Origin of the sequence: Variovorax sp. HJSM1_2 (assembly GCF_049316285.1) — a bacterium.
In the GTDB taxonomy this organism is placed as follows: Bacteria; Pseudomonadota; Gammaproteobacteria; order Burkholderiales; family Burkholderiaceae_C; genus Rhodoferax_B.
The window spans coordinates 115,032-131,003 of the sequence record NZ_JBMOXA010000011.1; the positions used below are offsets into that span (position 1 = coordinate 115,032).

Sequence of the window (15,972 nt, forward strand, 5' to 3'; positions counted from 1 at the left end):
ATGACGCTGATGACGCTTTTTGCTGCCTAAGCGCTCAGGCCGGCCGCTTCTTCTCCAGGATGTCGGCGCGCAGCAGTTGCAGGCCGCGCGCCGCATTGAAGCCGTGGATCTCCTTCACGTCGAGCTTGCGCATGAAGGTGATGATCTCCTCCGAGATCACTTGTCCAGGCACCATGATGGGGAAGCCCGGCGGATAGGGAATGACGAACTTGGCCGAGACCAGCGCCGGACCATTTGCCAGCCGCTCGTCGACGCGTTTGTCGTTGAGGGGCAGGTACTCGCAATTGTCCTCATCGAAGGCCATGTAGTACGCATCGCGCATATGACCTTCACAACTCTTGCTGGCAGGGTCGTCCCGGAAAGCGTCATGGAAGCTGCTGAAGTTGGGCAGATCCGGCACGTCTTCGACCAGATCACGGACACGCGCATCAAAGGTCTTGCGCGCGCTCTCGCCGCCCTCTGCCAAACGGTGATCGATGTCGCGTGAGATGTCTGCCAGCGCCTTGATCAAATGCGCCATGTCGCTGCGTGTATTGTTGATATTGATCTGCACCAGCACACTGTTGCGCGAGGTCTTGTTGATCTGGATGTCATGCTCGCTTGCCAGCAGCGCCTTGAACTGCGTTCCGTCATAACCGGCATTGCCGCAAAGCAGAGTGATGCGACTGGGGTCGAGGAAGAACTCGTCGTCGTTGAGCGCCCGCGCGATGTCTATCGCGGTCTGGTCGGGTGCATTGAAGTCCGCCAGGCCGCTCGCCCGATATTGGGCCGGGATCATCTCCGCCGGGGTGGCGCAGCGGAAGTATTTTGATATCAGCGGATGGTTGTTGACCTGGCTGCGGATCTCGATCGACAGCTGGGTGGCCTTGCCGACCAGCTCGAAACCCTCGAGTTCCACCTGGCGGCGCGCCAGGTCCAGCGAGGCAATGATTTGCAGATTGGGTGAGGTTGAGGTATGGGCATAGAAGGCCTCCTTGAACGGCCCTTCGACCTGCCGCCATTTCTGATCGGAGACTAGCACGATAGAGCCCTGGCGCAAAGCCGACATCGATTTGTGCACCGAATCGGTCTCGTAGACACGCAGGCTTACGGCTTCCGGATCGGGCCACAGCCGTGTGTCCAGCAAGGCCTTGTTGCCCGGATCGATCTCGCCGACTTCGGCCTTGAACTTGGCATATTGCTCTTTGTAGGCTGCGCTGGGCAGCAGTTTGCGCAGCGCCGCAACCGCGCCCATGGCCGTGCGCCGGCGCAGGTAGGGGGAAAAGCGCGCAAAGCCGAACCAAGCTTCGTCCCACAGAAAGACCATGTCGGGCTTGATGGCCAGCACCTCTAACATGGTGCGCTGCACATTGGCCACATGTCCGTCGAAGGTGCAGTTGGTCAGCACCAGCATCTTGGCTTTGTCCAGCCGTCCTTCTGCCTTCAGGGTCAGCAATGCCTCCTTGATAGGGCGTATGCCCAGGCTGCCATACATCGAATACTGCTTCAAGGGAAAAGCGTCGATGTAGAGCGGTTGGGCGCCACACATGACAGCGCCGTAGTGGTGCGACTTGTGGCAGTCGCGGTCAATCAGCACGATATCGCCGGGTGTCAGGATCGCCTGGTGAACGATCTTGTTCGACGTCGAGGTGCCATTGGTGACAAAGAAGGCGCGGTCGCTGCCCAGGGCGCGCGCCGCCATATCCTGCGCTTCTTTGATGTTCCCGGTCGGATCAAGCAGGCTGTCCAGGCCGCCGGTCGTCGCAGAGGATTCAGCCAGAAAGAGGTTGGTGCCATAGAACTCGCCCATGTCGCGAATCCAGTTGGACTTGAAGATCGACTTGCCGCGCGCAACCGGCAGCGCATGGAAGGTTCCGATCGGCCGCGCGGCGTATTTTTTCAGGTTGTCGAAGTAGGGCGTGCGGTACCTATCCTTGATGCCGCCCTGGATCGACAGATGCATTTCAGTCGGTTCCTCCGGTCCGTAAAAGACGCGCCGAACACGCGCCACGGCATCGGAGCCAGCCACCGTCGCGGGATCCCTATCGGTCGTGAGATAGACATCCAACTCGGGCCTTAAATCGTTCAACACACCTGCCAGCGAGGTGCCGAGGTCGCCATCGCGCGCATCACCGGGGAGGAACGGTGCCAACATCTCGCGCAGCACTGGAATATCGTGCTCAGAATCGAATGTGAATCCCTCGGAAATCAATACCGCCTGCAAGTTGTAGTTGAAGTTTGCCGCAAGCACAGCGTCCTCGAAGCTGCCGACCACCACCACCTCGTAGATGAACTCGTCCTCGGTCCGTCGCAGACGCCGGAACATCTCTCTCAGGCTAGACCATTGTTTAGGCGCCATGGGTGAGACGACCAGAACCTCGAAATACGGTCTTCTGGTTTGCGCATGGCTTTGAGCCGGAGGCAGCACGTCGCCGACCACCGTTTCGGTCTCATCGTCGAGAGCCCAGGCGGCCAGGTCTTCGCGATAGGCATTGGTCAGAAGCGCGCTGCTGATGCGTGTCACCATGCGGTGAAACGCCGCCCATTCGCCGCGCTTCAATCGGTCGACGACCTGCTCAAGCAGCGCCGCACCCGGATAGGCATGCAGGTCCTCTATGGGCTGCAGAAGACGCATGCGGTGTTGAATCTCGGACAGTGCACCGGCGTCGGGCCCGCGACCATCGAGTGACTTGGCCAGTCTTGAGAGGACACGCCACTCGTCAACTCTTGCTTCGGATGCAGCGTAATACTGCGACAGCGACTTGGTGGTATCGGAAGCCATGTTTGCACTCATAAATCCTCGCAAGAAATTTAAGGTAAGGTCCGGCGCGCACCAGATCAAACGCAATCAAGTCGATGCGCCGACGCGTTGATGCGTTGTCCCCTGCGCAAGAGCGAGAATTAGTATGCGTTCACACATTAGGGAGGTCAATTTCCCCTTGGGGAAGCACTGATGTGGGGGCCAACCCGGATGGCAAGAGCGTGCTGATATGAAGATTCAGCGGGCTGGCTGAGGTCTTCATCCCGGCCTGTGATGCAGCCGGTGAGGCCTGCAGGCCGCCACGGTTTGTTGACATGGGATGATGGCAGCATGGAGCTTGATGCTGCTGTTCCCTGAAGCCGTGTTCCCGTTGTGCGGCCGGGCCTGTGAGCCCGGGCACACGCTTGCTTGCTGTGCTTACAGGGGAAGGGCTTATGCCAGGCGCTTATGGCGCTTGGCTTCCCGGCAGATCCAGGCCTGCCATCTTCTGCGCCAGAAAGTCCACCAAGGCCCGCACGCGTGCCGGTAAAAAACGTCCGCTGGGCAAAACCGCATGCACTGGCATGGCAATGCCTTGCCAGTCCTGCAGCAAGTGCACCAGTGCACCGCTTTGAACGTGGGCGCGTACGTCGAGTTCGCTTTTGCAGACGATGCCGTGGCCGGCCAGCGCCCAGCGGTGGGCGATTTCGGCGTCGTCGGCGCTGCGCCGGCCGTGTACACGCACGACGATTTTCTCGTTGCCTTGGCGGCTGTCACTGCGCTCAAAGGGCCATAACAACGCGCGTTTGCCACGGATCTGGAATGTCAGGCATTCGTGCTGCGCCAGGTCTTGCGGGTGTTGCGGTGTGCCGTGGCGTGCCAGGTAGGCGGGAGCGGCGCAGACGATGCGGCGGGTGAAGCTCAGGCGGCGCGCCACCAGGCGCGAGTCTTCCAGTTCTCCATAGCGTAAGGCCACGTCGACCTGATCGCGGATCACGTCGCTCAAGATGTCGCTCACCGCCAACTGCACCTCCACGCCTGGATGCACGTCCATGAACTCGTCCAGCCACGGCATCAGCACACGCCGTGTCAGGTCGCTGGGCGCGGAGATGCGGATCAGGCCCACCAGATGGCGTTGCCCTTCGGTCAACTGCGCCTGGGCTTCGGCCAACAGGTCGATGGCGCGCCGCGCATAGTCCACCAGCAACTCGCCCGCAGGGGTGATGCGCATGCGCCGTGTGCTGCGCTCGAACAGGCGTACTCCCAGCCGCGCCTCGAGTTTTTTCAACGCGGCGCTGGCCGCGGCGGGTGTCAGGCTCAAGCGCCCTGCCGCGCCGGTGAGGTTGCCCATCTCGTGGCAGGCGAGCACGATGTGCAGTTCGTCCAGATTATCAAATTTCATTTGAAAGTGATGGTGAATTTGGCTGGTTTATCAAATTGCAACGAGGTTTTAAATTCTCTGCCTGTTCATCGTTTTCTGCAAAAGGAGTTCGCCATGTCCATATCCACAGCCACCATGAAAGCCGTTGGCTACACCCAGTCGCTGCCGGCCGAGCACCCCGAGGTGCTGATAGACCTGCAGTTGCCCGCACCTACAACACAAAGCCTGGCACCTCACGACTTGCTGGTGGCGGTGCAGGCGGTATCGGTCAATCCGGTGGACACCAAGGTGCGCCGCAACCGTGCGCCGCAGAAGGGTCAGGCCGAAGTCTTGGGTTGGGACGCCGTGGGCCACGTGCTGGCGGTGGGCGACGCGGTGCGTTTGTTCAAGGTGGGTGATCGCGTCTGGTATGCGGGCAGCATAGTGCGCCCCGGTGCCAATGCCGAGCGCCATGTGGTGGACGAACGTATCGTCGGCCGTGCCCCCGCCAATTTGTCGGATGCCGAAGCCGCCGCGTTGCCGCTGACCACCATCACCGCCTGGGAGTTGTTGTTCGACCGGCTGGGCGTGCCGCAAGGTGGTGGTGCCGGGCAGGCCTTGTTGATCACCGGGGCGGCGGGCGGTGTTGGCTCGATCCTGATACAACTGGCGCGCCAGCTCACGCAACTGACGGTGATCGCCACGGCATCCCGCGCCGAGACGCGCGATTGGTGCCTGTCGCTCGGCGCGCACCACGTCATTGACCACAGCAAAGCATTCGCCCCGCAACTCCAGGCGATTGGCCTGCCGCAGGTCGACCTGGTGGCCAGCCTCACCCACACGCAGCAGCACTTTGCGCAACTGGTGGAGGTGCTGGCGCCTCAGGGCAAGCTGGGCTTGATCGACGACCTGAGCGAAGCCCCGGATGTACGGCTGCTCAAAGGCAAGAGCCTGAGCCTGCATTGGGAGATGATGTTTGCACGCAGCATGTATGGCACGCCCGACATGGTGGAACAGCACCGCTTGCTGACGGCCGTGGCCGCGCTGGTGGAAAGCGGCAAAATCAAGACCACCTGGGCCCAGACGGTGGGAGCCATCAACGCGGCCAACCTGGCGCAGGCACACCGGCTGGTGGAGTCGGGGCGCATGCTGGGCAAGGTCGTGCTGGCCGGTTGGCCGGCCTCAAGCCTCAGTTGAAACTGAGCACCTCGTCGCCAGGCGCGGCTGCGCAGTCGTCGCCCAGGGGCGGGCCGTCGCGCCGCAGCACCGCCTGGCGCGGGTTGTAGCAAAACTCTATGCGCTGGGCCCGTGGTGCCTGCTGGCGCGCAAAGGCTTCAATCGACGCGGGCATGCTCACATGCAGCTTCAGTGCCTGGATGTCGGCCAGCGGATGGTCGGCCACGTGGATCAGCGGCGTGAAGTGCGCGGCCAGCATCAGCGCGTGTGAGCCTACGTTGATCGGCTCCGGTGTGTAAGCTTGCGCGGCGAGCCACTGCTGGGCTTGCGCGCGCGTCGGTCTATCCCCGGCAAAGCCGCCCCAGGCGCTGGCCATGAGCTCCATCACCCACTGGTTGCAGTTCTGGAAACGTGTGCTGAAGGCATAGGCGTTGGCGCTGTAGTCGCCGGCCAGCAGGGCCAGGGCTTGCGGGCGGTCGAGCGCGGCGCGCGCCAGCGCCGTGGCCTGTGGCTCGGGCAGCAGCAGCACCGAGATGAAGCCTTGCGAGGGGTTGTCCGAGCCTTGCAGAAAGCCCGCCAGCCCCTGGTCGAACAGGCGCGGGCGCGATTCGTCACAGGCGTAGTAGAGCTGGCGCACCGACCATGCGCTGTTGGGGTTGGCCTGCAGGCTGATACCCGCATGCGAGTAGCGCACACCAAAGCGGCTGAGGTCGAGTCCGGCGCGTGCGATCAAGGCCACCTGCTGGCCGCTTTGTTGCAGTGTTTGCCGTATCAGCGCCGCCACGCGCAGTTGCCGGTCCTGCTCGGCGGCGCTGATGGTGGCGGGGCGGTCGCAAGCTCGCAGGTTGGCGGCTTGCACGGCGCCTAGCCACATCAGACTGGCTACTGCGATCAAGCTTCGCCGTAGCCCTGGCGTGTAACCGTGCTTCAAAGGGTGACGGGGTGCGAATCGAATTCGCGCTGCCAGTCGTCGGTCAGCACCAGAAAGAAGGCTTGGCGGTTGTCGCCACGCGCAAACTCAAAACCATAGGGGCGTTGGCTGGCCTGCACCAGGTCACCGGTGGCCAGGGGGCGGTCGGCCAGCGCCACACGCGGCAGCTGCAGTACGAATTCGCGTGCGGGGCCGGCGTCGGTGGCGCGCAGCGTGAGTTGTGTCATGGCTGGTTTGCCGGGCGTGGCATCGATCTGGGCGACGTCCATCACGCGGTAAGGGCCTTCGGCCACGTTGCGGTTGCTATTGGAGCTGTTGCTCGAATCCTTGATCGAGTCCGACACACTGCCCGAGGATGCCGAGCCAGCGCTAGACGCCGACGAGGCAAAGCTTTCGGCCGACGCCGGTTGCGTCAGGCACAGGACCGACAGGCTGAGACCCAGAACACGGAAGAGAGAGGAAAAAGCCATGGTGATGCCCTGTTGGAGACTAGTTCAAAGTCGGCAAGGGTAACGCCGTTTTGTATCTCACCTGTTTCAGCGCAAAACTGGAGCGGATTTTCTCTATGCCCGGGATGGGCGTGAGCTGCTCCACGATGAATTTCTCCAGCGCCGCCATGTCGGCCACGGCCACGCGTATTAGGTAGTCGGAGTCGCCAGTCATCAAATAACACTCCATCACCTCATCGTGCAGCGCAATGCTTTGCTCAAACGAGGCCAGCGATTCCTTGCTTTGGGTCTTTAGGCTGATGGAGATGAACACATTCAGCCCCAGGCCCAGCGCCGCCGCATTGGCAATGGCCACATAACGGTCGATCACGCCAGCGGCTTCCAATGCCTTCACACGCGCCAGGCAGGGCGAGGGGGACAGATGTACGCGCCGCGCCAGCTCCACGTTGGATAAGGCGCCGTCCTGCTGCAATTCGGCCAGGATGCGCAGATCCAGGGTGTCCAGTTTCATTTTTGTCTCTGTATTTCAGTTTTTGCAGCAGTTTATGCTGCGTGTGTCGATGTTTGAAGTGCTCCCAGGCAGCACATGCGCGGCGTTGCGGTCTACAGTCATTGTTCGTTCCCTCATAAACGACCGCCATGAACGCTTCCACACCATCCAATTGGCTCGGCCCTGCAGACGCCGACATCGACCCGCAAGAAACCGCCGAATGGCAAGACGCCTTTGCCGCACTGGTCGCCGCGCAGGGCCCGGCGCGTGCACGCCAGATGCTGGACGCCTTGGCGCGCACGGCGCGGGCCCAACGCATCGGTTGGCAGCCCGAGCTGAGTACACCTTACTTCAACACCATTGCGGTAGAGCAGCAGCCGGTGTTCCCCGGCGACCTCGCGGTGGAGGAACGCCTGGGTTCACTTATGCGCTGGAACGCCTTGGCCATGGTGGTGCGCGCCAACGAGGCCTATGGCGAACTCGGCGGCCACATCGCCAGCTACGCCAGTGCGGCCGATTTGTTTGAGGTCGGCTTCAACCATTTCTTCAAGGCCAGGGACGACAAGCAAGCTGGGGATCTGGTGTTCTTCCAGCCGCACAGCGCACCCGGCGTTTATGCACGGGCCTATCTGGAAGGGCGGCTGAGTGAACAGGATTTGAAGTACTACCGCCAGGAACTGAGCGCACCGGCGCAAGGCGCACGTGGTTTGTCGAGCTACCCGCACCCGTATCTGATGCCCGACTTCTGGCAGTTCCCCACCGGCTCCATGGGCATAGGTCCTATCAGCTCGATCTACCACGCGCGTTTCATGCGTTACCTGAGCCACCGCCAGTTGCTCAACTGCGCCGGCCGCAAGGTGTGGGGCGTGTTTGGTGATGGCGAGATGGACGAGCCCGAATCCATGAGTGCCTTGACCCTGGCCGCGCGCGAGGGCCTGGACAACCTGGTGTGGGTGGTCAACTGCAACCTGCAGCGCCTCGACGGCCCGGTGCGCGGCAACGGCCGCATCATCGATGAGCTGGAAAAACTGTTTGCCGGTGCCGGCTGGAACGTCATCAAGCTGGTCTGGGGCTCGGATTGGGACGGCCTGTTCGCGCGCGACACCAGCGGTGCCTTGACACGCGCCTTTGCGCAAACCGTGGACGGCCAGATGCAGACCTTTGCCGCCAAGGATGGTCGTTTCAACCGCGAGCATTTCTTCGGTCAGAACGAAGAGCTGCAACGTCTGGCCCAGGGTATGACCGATGAACAGATAGACCGCTTGAAACGCGGTGGCCACGACGTGGTGAAGATCCATGCCGCCTATGCGGCTGCCGCCGCACACCAGGGCCAACCGACGGTAATCCTGGCGCACACCAAGAAGGGTTATGGCATGGGCTCCGCAGGTCAGGGCCGCATGACCACGCATTCGCAGAAGAAGTTTGACGAGACGGATCTGATCGCGTTTCGCAACCGCTTCAACCTGCCGCTGACGGACGAACAAGTCACCTCGCTGAGCTTCTACAAACCAGCCGACGACAGCGTAGAGATGCAATACATGCATGCCAAGCGGCAAGCCCTGGGGGGTTATTTGCCCAAGCGCGAAACCAGTTGCGAGGTTTTGCCCGTGCCGGCATTGGCCGATTACGCGCAGTTTGCGCTGGCCGCCGAGGGCAAGGAGATGAGCACCACCATGGCCTTTGTGCGCCTGCTCGGCAACCTGCTGAAGAATGCGGAACTCGGCCCGCGCATCGTGCCCATCGTGGCCGACGAGGCGCGCACCTTCGGTATGGCGAATCTGTTCAAGCAGGTTGGTATCTACTCCAGCGTGGGCCAGCGTTATGCGCCCGAAGACATAGGCTCGGTGCTGAGTTACCGCGAAGCGCTGGAGGGGCAGATTCTGGAAGAGGGCATCAGCGAGGCCGGCGCGCTGGCCAGCTGGACGGCCGCGGCCACCAGCTACAGCGTGCACGGTTTGGCGATGCTGCCGTTCTACATCTATTACTCAATGTTTGGCTTTCAACGTGTGGGCGACCAGATCTGGGCCGCCGCTGACCAACGTGCACGCGGCTTCCTGCTGGGCGCCACCTCGGGCCGCACCACACTCGGCGGCGAAGGCCTGCAGCACCAGGACGGCAGCAGCCACCTGTGGGCCGCCACCATTCCCAACTGCAAGGCCTACGACCCGGCGTTTGCGGGCGAGATGGCGGTCATCATAGACCGCGGCATACGCGAGATGCTGGTCGAGCAGCAAGACGTTTTCTACTACGTCACACTGATGAACGAGAACTACGCGCAGCCTAGTTTGCCTGAGGGTGCGGCCGAGAACGTGATCCGTGGTTGCTATAAATTTGCAAGCTATTCAGGCGCATCAGATCAGCCTGAAACCGCTAAAAAACCTAGGGCCGTGAGCTTGCTGGGTTCTGGCGCCATCCTCACCGAAGTGATCAAGGCCGCGCAGCAATTGGCACAGCAGGGTGTAGATGTGCAGGTGTTCAGCGTCACCAGCTGGAGCGAGCTGGCACGTGATGGGCAGCGTGTATGCGCATCGGCCGCTTCTGCTGAAACCGCATTTGTCACCACACAACTGCAAACCAGCCAGGGCCCGGTGATCGCCGCCACCGACTATGTGCGCGCCGTGCCCGAGAGTGTGCGCGCCTTCATCCCCGCAGGCCGCAGCTACACCACGCTGGGCACCGACGGTTTTGGCCGCAGCGACACCCGTGCCGCACTGCGCGACTTCTTTGGTGTGGATGCGGCCAGTGTGGTCCGCGCCGCACTCTCTGCGCTGGCCGCGCAGGGCTAGCGGCGGGGGTGTCAGGCTGCCGGCGTATTCAGGGGAGCTTGGGCGCGCCGTTCTGCCAACTGCCCCAGTTCGTCACGATGTGGTCAACCACCCGCGAGCCCACCAGTTCGATGTTTTGCACCGTTTCGGCAAAACCACCGGCGGTTTCGCCCGGCGCTGGGTCCAGGTGCGCCAGCGTGGTTTCGTTCGGGTTGCCCTGGTCAAAGTTCACCGCGCCGCGCAGGCTCATCACACGGTCGGTGCCATGGCTGCGTTTGATCACCAGGGTGATGGCTGTGGCCTCCATCTCGGTGATGACGTAATCGTCGGCGCCGTAGAGCTTGGCGATGTATTGCGCCTGCTTGGACATGCCGGGGCCGTGGAAGAAGGTATCGCCGGTCACGTGGGTGCCGGTGCCTACAAACGGCGCGCGGCGTGCGGCGGCATCGGGGTAACGCGTGCGGTATTTGCGTGCGCTGTCGGAGTCGAGCAGCGGCGTGTCAGCCGACAGCTTCATGGCCCAGCCGGTGAGTGTGGGGTTGAGTTGGAAGCGGCGGTAGTCTTCATAACCCTTGCGCGGCATGAAGGTGGGCTCGCCGGCCTTGTTTTCTTCGGGGGCCCAGCGGTGGCCCAGGTCGTAGTCGACCAGCCAGGTGGCCCAGCTGACTTCACCAATGGTGCCGCGCTGCGGCGGCGTGCCGGCCACACCCGAGATCACGTAATAAGCCTGGGAGAAGTTGAACGCCGGGTTCAACAGAATTGCCTGCATGGACGAGGAAGAGTTGACCTTGCCCATGCCCAGCACCGCGCCGCAAACACCGTCGTTGTTGCAATAAACCGGGCCCAGCGCGCCGGGCACGTTGATGGGCGTGGCGTCTTTCCAGTAGCGCTCGTACCAGTGCTGGAACTCACCAGCGCGGTCGCCGGTGTTTTTGCCGATTTCAAACATCGTAGCGACGAAAACCTTTACATGTACCGGCGCTGCAGCTTTCGGGGCTGGGCTGGTGGCGCAGCCCGCCAGGAGTGCGGCGGCGCCGAGAGTTGCCAGGGCGCAGACGCTGCGCTTGTGTGTCCAAGGTGTTGAAGAAGAGGAAAACATGAGAACCCTTTGAATGAAGCAAGGAATGCTAAGCCAATGAAGCAGCATTCATGCCGTTCGCATGTTTTTCGGCGTTTTCTACAGTAGACGGACCAACCGTTTGGTGTTTCACGCGAGAGCTCAAGGTCTCGCTTGAGCGTACCGCCTAGTGCTCTTTCATGTCCTCGAGAAACGACGCCAAATCATCGGCGTGTTCTTCCTCGCTGGCGAGTATGGTCTTGAGCATGTGCTGCGTGGTGGGATCGGCGCTGCCCAGGTAGGCAATCATCTCGCGGTAGCTTTCGATCGCCACACGCTCGGCCACCAGGTCTTCGCGGATCATGTCGTGCAGTGTCTTGCCTTCCACATATTCGGCGTGGCTGCGTTCTGCCAGACCTTGTGGCGAATAATTGGGTTCGCCCTGAAGCTCGACGATGCGTTTGGCAATCATGTCGGCGTGCGCCATTTCTTCGGCTGCATGCTCGGCAAACTCGGCCGCCACGGGCGCGGAGTGAATGCCGGTGGCCATGCTGAAGTGGCGCTTGTAGCGCAACACACAGACCAACTCGGTGGCCAATGCCTCGTTGAGCATCTTCAACACCGCTTGGCGGTCGGCGGCATAACCTTCGGTCACAGCGCCTTCCTCTATGTGTTGGCGTGCGCGCGCTCTAAGGGTTGGGATGTCGCTCAGCGTGGGTGCTGTGGTGGGGGGATTCTTGGTCATGGCATTCCTTGGTTGGCGTCCATCTGTGGGTCTGATGGCTCCAGCTTAGAAGGCCGGCGGCTTGGCAAGTGTCAGAGATGCCAGCCCCATGGTGTAGGACATGCGGAAGTGCCCCCGCGCTTCGTTTTGGCCGGGGCACTTCAAGAGCGCTGCGTTGTGGCGCTTAGAGGTAAGTTAGCGGGTCAATTAGTGGGTCATTTAGCGAGTAAAGCCCAGTGCCGGGCCACCATCGCCCTGGCCCAGCTTGAATGCGGCCACCACTTGCACCAGGTCCTGCGCCTGGTTGCGCAGGCTGCCGGCAGCGGCGGCCATTTCTTCCACCAACGCGGCGTTCTGCTGCGTGGCCTGGTCCATTTGGGTGACGGCTTCGCCCACCTGGCCCACACCCAAGGACTGCTCGGTGCTGGCGGCGCTGATCTCGCCCATGATGTCGGTCACGCGGCGGATGGAGCTCACCACCTCGGTCATGGTGACACCCGCGCGATCCACCAGCGCCGTGCCTTGGTCGACACGCTCCACACTGGCGTTGATCAGGTTCTTGATTTCTTTGGCGGCATCGGCAGAGCGACCCGCCAGGCTGCGCACTTCGCTGGCCACCACCGCAAAGCCACGGCCTTGTTCACCGGCGCGCGCGGCTTCCACGGCGGCGTTCAGCGCCAGGATATTGGTCTGGAAGGCAATGCCGTCGATCACGCTGATGATGTCGGAGATTTTCTTCGAGCTGTCGTTGATGCCCTTCATGGTCTCGACCACCTGGCTCACCACTTCACCACCCTGGATCGCCACGCTGGAGGCGCTCATGGCCAACTGGTTGGCCTGGCGTGCGTTGTCGGCGTTTTGTCTGACGGTGGAGCTCAGTTCTTCCATAGACGCGGCGGTTTGCTCCAGCGCGCTGGCCTGGCTTTCGGTGCGTGCGCTCAGGTCGTTGTTGCCCTGTGAAATCTGCGCGCTGGCCGTCGCCACACTCTCCGACCCCGAGCGCACGTTGGACACCACACCGGCCAGGCTGGTTTGCATGTCCTGCAGACTGGTCAACAGTTGGCCCAGTTCGTCGCTGCGGGTGTTGTCGATGCGGCTGGTCAGGTCACCAGCGGCGACGCGGCGCGCAATATGGCTGGCCTGTGCCAGCGGCCCGGTGATCGACTTGGACAGCAGCCAGGCAATCAAGACACTCAGCGCCAGGCTGATCACCCCCAGGGTGATCATCAGGTTGCGGCTGTGGGCGTAAATCTCGTCGGTGAGCTTGGCTTGTTCGTCGATTTCAGTGCGTTGCATGTTCAGCAACTGCTCGGCTTTGGCCATGTAGGCTTTGGCCGCGGGATTGAACTTTTCTTCCAACATCTTGTTGGCTTCGTCCGCCGCGCCGTCTTTGCGCAGCTTGACGGTGGCGTCGCGTGCGCTGAGGTAGGCCTGGCGCGTTTCCGATATCTGCGCAAACAAGCTTTTTTCTTCGGGGGTGTCCATCAGCAGTTCAACTGCTTTTTGCAGCTCACCCGACTGCTTGGTCGAGGCCGCCGCATCTTCCGCAAAATAGGCCACCAGGCTGGGGTCGCTGCTCTTGGCGATGGCAGCAGTACGGCGCACGCCGGTGTAGATGTTGCGGTACCAGTCGCCGACCAGACGTTCGGTCTTGATGGGGCTGGCCACCATTTGCTGGGTGCTTTGGGCTAGATCGCTGAGGCGCGAAATACTCACCACGAGGATGGCGGCTGACAGGACCAGCAGCAAGGCGAAGCCGAGCCCCAAGCGTTTGGCGACCGAAAGGCCGGAGATGGAGGAAGGCATGCAATTTCCAATAGCTAAGTGATCTGACGTTGACGGCGGGCCGCGACGCAATTCCCGCTGCATGTCGTCCATTGGCCCGGACGAAAAACAGCCAAAACTGCGGCGCGATTATCTCGAAACGTAACGTAAATCTTTCAACTGTTACTTATGCAGCCGTTCCGTCTGCACGGGTTGAGGTGATTGCGCTACGTCCCCCGCTCTGAACGTATATCGGCTTTTCCAGTCATTTCCTGAGCGGCATTTGCGCCCGGTGCAAGTCTTAAAGCTTTATGAAAGGCAGCTCCAAGATCTGGCCTTGGGGGTGGCGAACTCTTTCGGCGTGTAGATGCCCACGGGCTTGTAGGACCACAGCCTGGGTGCTGGTAAGCGGAGGTAATAAGCGCGGTTTCAGGTCGGCCGCAGGCATTTTGCTGCGTTATAAACAGTACTTATGACTGATGGAAAACACATGAAAAAGTATTTGTTCGCCGCCGCCTTGAGCCTGGGCGCTGTGGCGGGCGCTTCGGCCTCCACCAATGTGGGTGTGTCGATAGGCATCAACCAGCCCGGTGTTTATGGACGGATCGATATCGGCAATGCGCCCCAGCCCATGCTGGTCTACCCCCAACCGGTGGTGATCGCGCCGCCACCACGGCCGATTCCACGCCAGCCCATCTACCTGTATGTGCCGCCCGCGCACCAGCAGCACTGGTCGCAATACTGCGGCCGCTACAGCGCCTGCGGCCAGCCGGTGTATTTTGTGCAGGAGCGTTGGGTGCGTGACCGTTATGAACGTGCCCACCCCGGCTACCGCTACGACGATCGCCGTGACTGGGACAACGGCCGCCGCGGCCCACCGCCCGGCCATGTGAAGCATGACAAACACGATAAACACGACAAACACGGTAGAGACGACCGTCACGACCACCGTGACCGCGACGACTATCGACGCTGAGCGCGTATTCGGCGGCGCTGCGGAGCGCTGGTCGTTAAGATCGGCGTATGCAATTCAAATCCCGTTTTTGGGCCGAGCTGGGCACACGTGACTTTGCGCACCTGGACCCGGCGCGCACCGTGGCCGTGTTGCCGGTGGCGGCCATTGAACAACATGGTCCACATCTGCCTTTGTGTGTCGATAGCGCGTTGGTCGACGGTGTGGTCGCGGCCGCTTTGCCGCACCTGCCTGCGGACTTGCCGGCGCTGTTCCTGCCCACCCAGCAGATTGGCAAAAGTGATGAACACATCCGTTTCCCCGGCACACTGAGCTTGTCGGTCGAGACACTGATCCGTGTCTGGAGCGACATAGGCGCTTCGGTGGCGCGTGCCGGTGTGAAAAAGATGGTGCTGTTCAACTCACATGGTGGTCAGCTCAGCGTGATGGACATCGTGGCGCGTGCGCTACGCACCGAACACGACATGATCGTCTACCACTGCAGCTGGTACAGCCTGCCGCTGGGCGACGCGGTGGATAACTTGTTTCCGGCGCATGAGCAGCGCTTTGGCATCCACGCCGGAGCGGTGGAGACCTCGATGATGCTGGCGCTGCGGCCTGATCTGGTCGACATGGCGCAGGCGCGCAACTTCCACTCCAGCTCGCAGGACCGCGCGGCCAGGTACCCGATTCTGGGCAATGGCAAAAGCGCCAAATGGGGCTGGCACATGCAGGACTACAACCCCTGCGGCGCCGCCGGCGACGCCACCCTGGCCAAGGCCGAGCATGGCCACAGCATCGTGCAGGCGGCCGGCCAGCAATTGGCAGCGCTGCTGCAGGAAGTGGCCGATTTGCCGCTGTCTACGCTGGTGGATCAACCGCGCCTGGCGGACTGAAGTTCAGGCGTAGCTGTGCAAGGCCTGGCGTGCTGGCAGCGGTAAATGTGGCAAGCCGTTGAAGCTCTGCAACAACAGGCGTTTGGGTGTGACCACGAACTCCGTCACCGCCGTGTTGCGGATGCGCAGGTTCAGCTCTATGGTGGTCTCGGGTGTGCAGCCCAGCAGCTGGCCCACGGCGGTGGCAATCGGCCCGCCGCTGGACACCAGCAACACATCGCCTTGGGTTTGCTTGCGCACATGTTCCAGCGCGTCGGCCACACCCTGGCGAAAAACTTCATACGTGGGCATGCCCAGGGGTGACACCACGCCGTTCATCCACTGCGTGAGGCCATCGCGCAGCAGGCGAAAGTGCTGCTTGTAGACCTCGGGTGTGTCGGGCTTGGCCAGTGGGTGCGGGTGGATGGTGGCGATCAGCGCGTGGCTGTCGTATTCGTTCAGGCCGGGCAGCGCAAGTGCTTCGGGCAGTGGGCTGACCATGCCTTCGGCAATACCGGCCAGGGTTTGTGTGTGGCGGCGCAGCGTGCCGGTCAACACCGCGTGGAATGACAGGCCCAGGCTTGCAAAATAAGCGCCAAGCTGCTGGCTTTGCTGCAGCCCCAGTGGACTGAGTTGGTCGTAGTCATCTGCACCAAACGAGGCCTGGCCGTGGCGCACGAGATAAAGTGTTCCCATGCCAGGCATTCTGG

General features: G+C 61.9%; 13 protein-coding genes. 4 read left to right on the forward strand and 9 right to left on the reverse strand.

The genetic code is table 11. From position 1 onward, the window contains the following. Positions 1 to 34: 34 nt before the first annotated feature. A complete protein-coding gene (locus ACFQ95_RS14300; protein WP_422831975.1) occupies positions 35 to 2,761 on the reverse strand; it encodes a decarboxylase in 2,727 nt (908 codons plus the stop codon). A 424-nt stretch (positions 2,762 to 3,185) separates the two neighbouring features. Continuing rightward, a complete protein-coding gene (locus ACFQ95_RS14305) occupies positions 3,186 to 4,121 on the reverse strand; it encodes a LysR substrate-binding domain-containing protein (protein WP_422831976.1) in 936 nt (311 codons plus the stop codon). A gap of 114 nt (positions 4,122 to 4,235) precedes the next feature. On the opposite strand from ACFQ95_RS14305, the gene ACFQ95_RS14310 reads away from it, so the two are divergent. After that, positions 4,236 to 5,276 carry a zinc-binding alcohol dehydrogenase family protein gene (locus tag ACFQ95_RS14310; protein ID WP_422832123.1) on the forward strand — a complete coding sequence of 347 codons (1,041 nt, stop codon included), beginning with the start codon at positions 4,236 to 4,238 and terminating at the stop codon, positions 5,274 to 5,276. On the opposite strand, the gene ACFQ95_RS14315 is transcribed toward ACFQ95_RS14310, so the two are convergent. The 3 genes from ACFQ95_RS14315 to ACFQ95_RS14325 are packed head-to-tail and all read right to left on the reverse strand — an operon-like array spanning position 5,269 to position 7,146. Then, positions 5,269 to 6,150, reverse strand: a complete 882-nt coding sequence (locus tag ACFQ95_RS14315) for a DUF2145 domain-containing protein (protein WP_422831978.1) — start codon at positions 6,148 to 6,150, stop codon at positions 5,269 to 5,271. The two genes, ACFQ95_RS14310 and ACFQ95_RS14315, sit on opposite strands and share 8 nt — an antisense overlap. Positions 6,151 to 6,182: 32 nt before the next feature. Then, positions 6,183 to 6,656 carry a hypothetical protein gene (locus ACFQ95_RS14320; RefSeq protein ID WP_422831979.1) on the reverse strand — a complete coding sequence of 158 codons (474 nt, stop codon included), beginning with the start codon at positions 6,654 to 6,656 and terminating at the stop codon, positions 6,183 to 6,185. Positions 6,657 to 6,675: 19 nt separating this feature from the next. After that, positions 6,676 to 7,146, reverse strand: a complete 471-nt coding sequence (locus tag ACFQ95_RS14325) for an Lrp/AsnC family transcriptional regulator (RefSeq protein ID WP_422831980.1) — start codon at positions 7,144 to 7,146, stop codon at positions 6,676 to 6,678. A 128-nt stretch (positions 7,147 to 7,274) separates the two neighbouring features. Between ACFQ95_RS14325 and mdeB the strand changes: the two genes are divergently transcribed. Further along, a complete protein-coding gene (mdeB, locus tag ACFQ95_RS14330) occupies positions 7,275 to 9,911 on the forward strand; it encodes an alpha-ketoglutarate dehydrogenase (RefSeq protein ID WP_422831982.1) in 2,637 nt (878 codons plus the stop codon). A gap of 28 nt (positions 9,912 to 9,939) precedes the next feature. Here mdeB and ACFQ95_RS14335 read toward each other — a convergent pair whose 3' ends face one another. The 3 genes from ACFQ95_RS14335 to ACFQ95_RS14345 all read right to left on the reverse strand — a co-directional run bounded on the left by ACFQ95_RS14335 (position 9,940) and on the right by ACFQ95_RS14345 (position 13,477). Beyond that, positions 9,940 to 10,989, reverse strand: a complete 1,050-nt coding sequence (locus ACFQ95_RS14335) for a purine-nucleoside phosphorylase (RefSeq protein WP_422831984.1) — start codon at positions 10,987 to 10,989, stop codon at positions 9,940 to 9,942. 145 nt (positions 10,990 to 11,134) lie between these two features. Next, positions 11,135 to 11,692, reverse strand: coding sequence for a ferritin-like domain-containing protein (locus ACFQ95_RS14340; RefSeq protein WP_422831986.1), 558 nt, complete (start codon positions 11,690 to 11,692; stop codon positions 11,135 to 11,137). 198 nt (positions 11,693 to 11,890) lie between these two features. Beyond that, complete coding sequence (locus ACFQ95_RS14345) at positions 11,891 to 13,477, reverse strand: methyl-accepting chemotaxis protein (protein ID WP_422831988.1); 1,587 nt, start codon at positions 13,475 to 13,477, stop codon at positions 11,891 to 11,893. Between the two features lie 448 nt (positions 13,478 to 13,925). Between ACFQ95_RS14345 and ACFQ95_RS14350 the strand changes: the two genes are divergently transcribed. Both ACFQ95_RS14350 and ACFQ95_RS14355 read left to right on the forward strand, forming a co-directional pair. Further along, positions 13,926 to 14,411: a hypothetical protein gene (locus ACFQ95_RS14350; RefSeq protein WP_422831990.1), complete on the forward strand. Its 486-nt coding sequence runs from the start codon at positions 13,926 to 13,928 to the stop codon at positions 14,409 to 14,411. Positions 14,412 to 14,458: 47 nt separating this feature from the next. Next, a complete protein-coding gene (locus ACFQ95_RS14355; protein WP_422831992.1) occupies positions 14,459 to 15,283 on the forward strand; it encodes a creatininase family protein in 825 nt (274 codons plus the stop codon). A 3-nt stretch (positions 15,284 to 15,286) separates the two neighbouring features. Here the strand turns inward: ACFQ95_RS14355 and ACFQ95_RS14360 are convergent, their stop codons facing one another. Then, a complete protein-coding gene (locus ACFQ95_RS14360; protein WP_422831993.1) occupies positions 15,287 to 15,958 on the reverse strand; it encodes a histidine phosphatase family protein in 672 nt (223 codons plus the stop codon). Positions 15,959 to 15,972 lie beyond the last annotated feature (14 nt).

What these genes read in the sequence shown, in the direction of transcription:
- ACFQ95_RS14325 (WP_422831980.1), bottom strand. Translation starts at nt 7,146, where the DNA reads ATGAAACTGGACACCCTGGATCTGCGCATCCTGGCCGAATTGCAGCAG.
- ACFQ95_RS14350 (WP_422831990.1), top strand. Translation starts at nt 13,926, where the DNA reads ATGAAAAAGTATTTGTTCGCCGCCGCCTTGAGCCTGGGCGCTGTGGCG.
- ACFQ95_RS14305 (WP_422831976.1), bottom strand. Translation starts at nt 4,121, where the DNA reads ATGAAATTTGATAATCTGGACGAACTGCACATCGTGCTCGCCTGCCAC.
- ACFQ95_RS14310 (WP_422832123.1), top strand. Translation starts at nt 4,236, where the DNA reads ATGAAAGCCGTTGGCTACACCCAGTCGCTGCCGGCCGAGCACCCCGAG.
- ACFQ95_RS14355 (WP_422831992.1), top strand. Translation starts at nt 14,459, where the DNA reads ATGCAATTCAAATCCCGTTTTTGGGCCGAGCTGGGCACACGTGACTTT.
- ACFQ95_RS14360 (WP_422831993.1), bottom strand. Translation starts at nt 15,958, where the DNA reads ATGGGAACACTTTATCTCGTGCGCCACGGCCAGGCCTCGTTTGGTGCA.
- ACFQ95_RS14340 (WP_422831986.1), bottom strand. Translation starts at nt 11,692, where the DNA reads ATGACCAAGAATCCCCCCACCACAGCACCCACGCTGAGCGACATCCCA.
- ACFQ95_RS14335 (WP_422831984.1), bottom strand. Translation starts at nt 10,989, where the DNA reads ATGTTTTCCTCTTCTTCAACACCTTGGACACACAAGCGCAGCGTCTGC.
- mdeB (WP_422831982.1), top strand. Translation starts at nt 7,275, where the DNA reads ATGAACGCTTCCACACCATCCAATTGGCTCGGCCCTGCAGACGCCGAC.
- ACFQ95_RS14345 (WP_422831988.1), bottom strand. Translation starts at nt 13,477, where the DNA reads ATGCCTTCCTCCATCTCCGGCCTTTCGGTCGCCAAACGCTTGGGGCTC.
- ACFQ95_RS14300 (WP_422831975.1), bottom strand. Translation starts at nt 2,761, where the DNA reads ATGGCTTCCGATACCACCAAGTCGCTGTCGCAGTATTACGCTGCATCC.
- ACFQ95_RS14320 (WP_422831979.1), bottom strand. Translation starts at nt 6,656, where the DNA reads ATGGCTTTTTCCTCTCTCTTCCGTGTTCTGGGTCTCAGCCTGTCGGTC.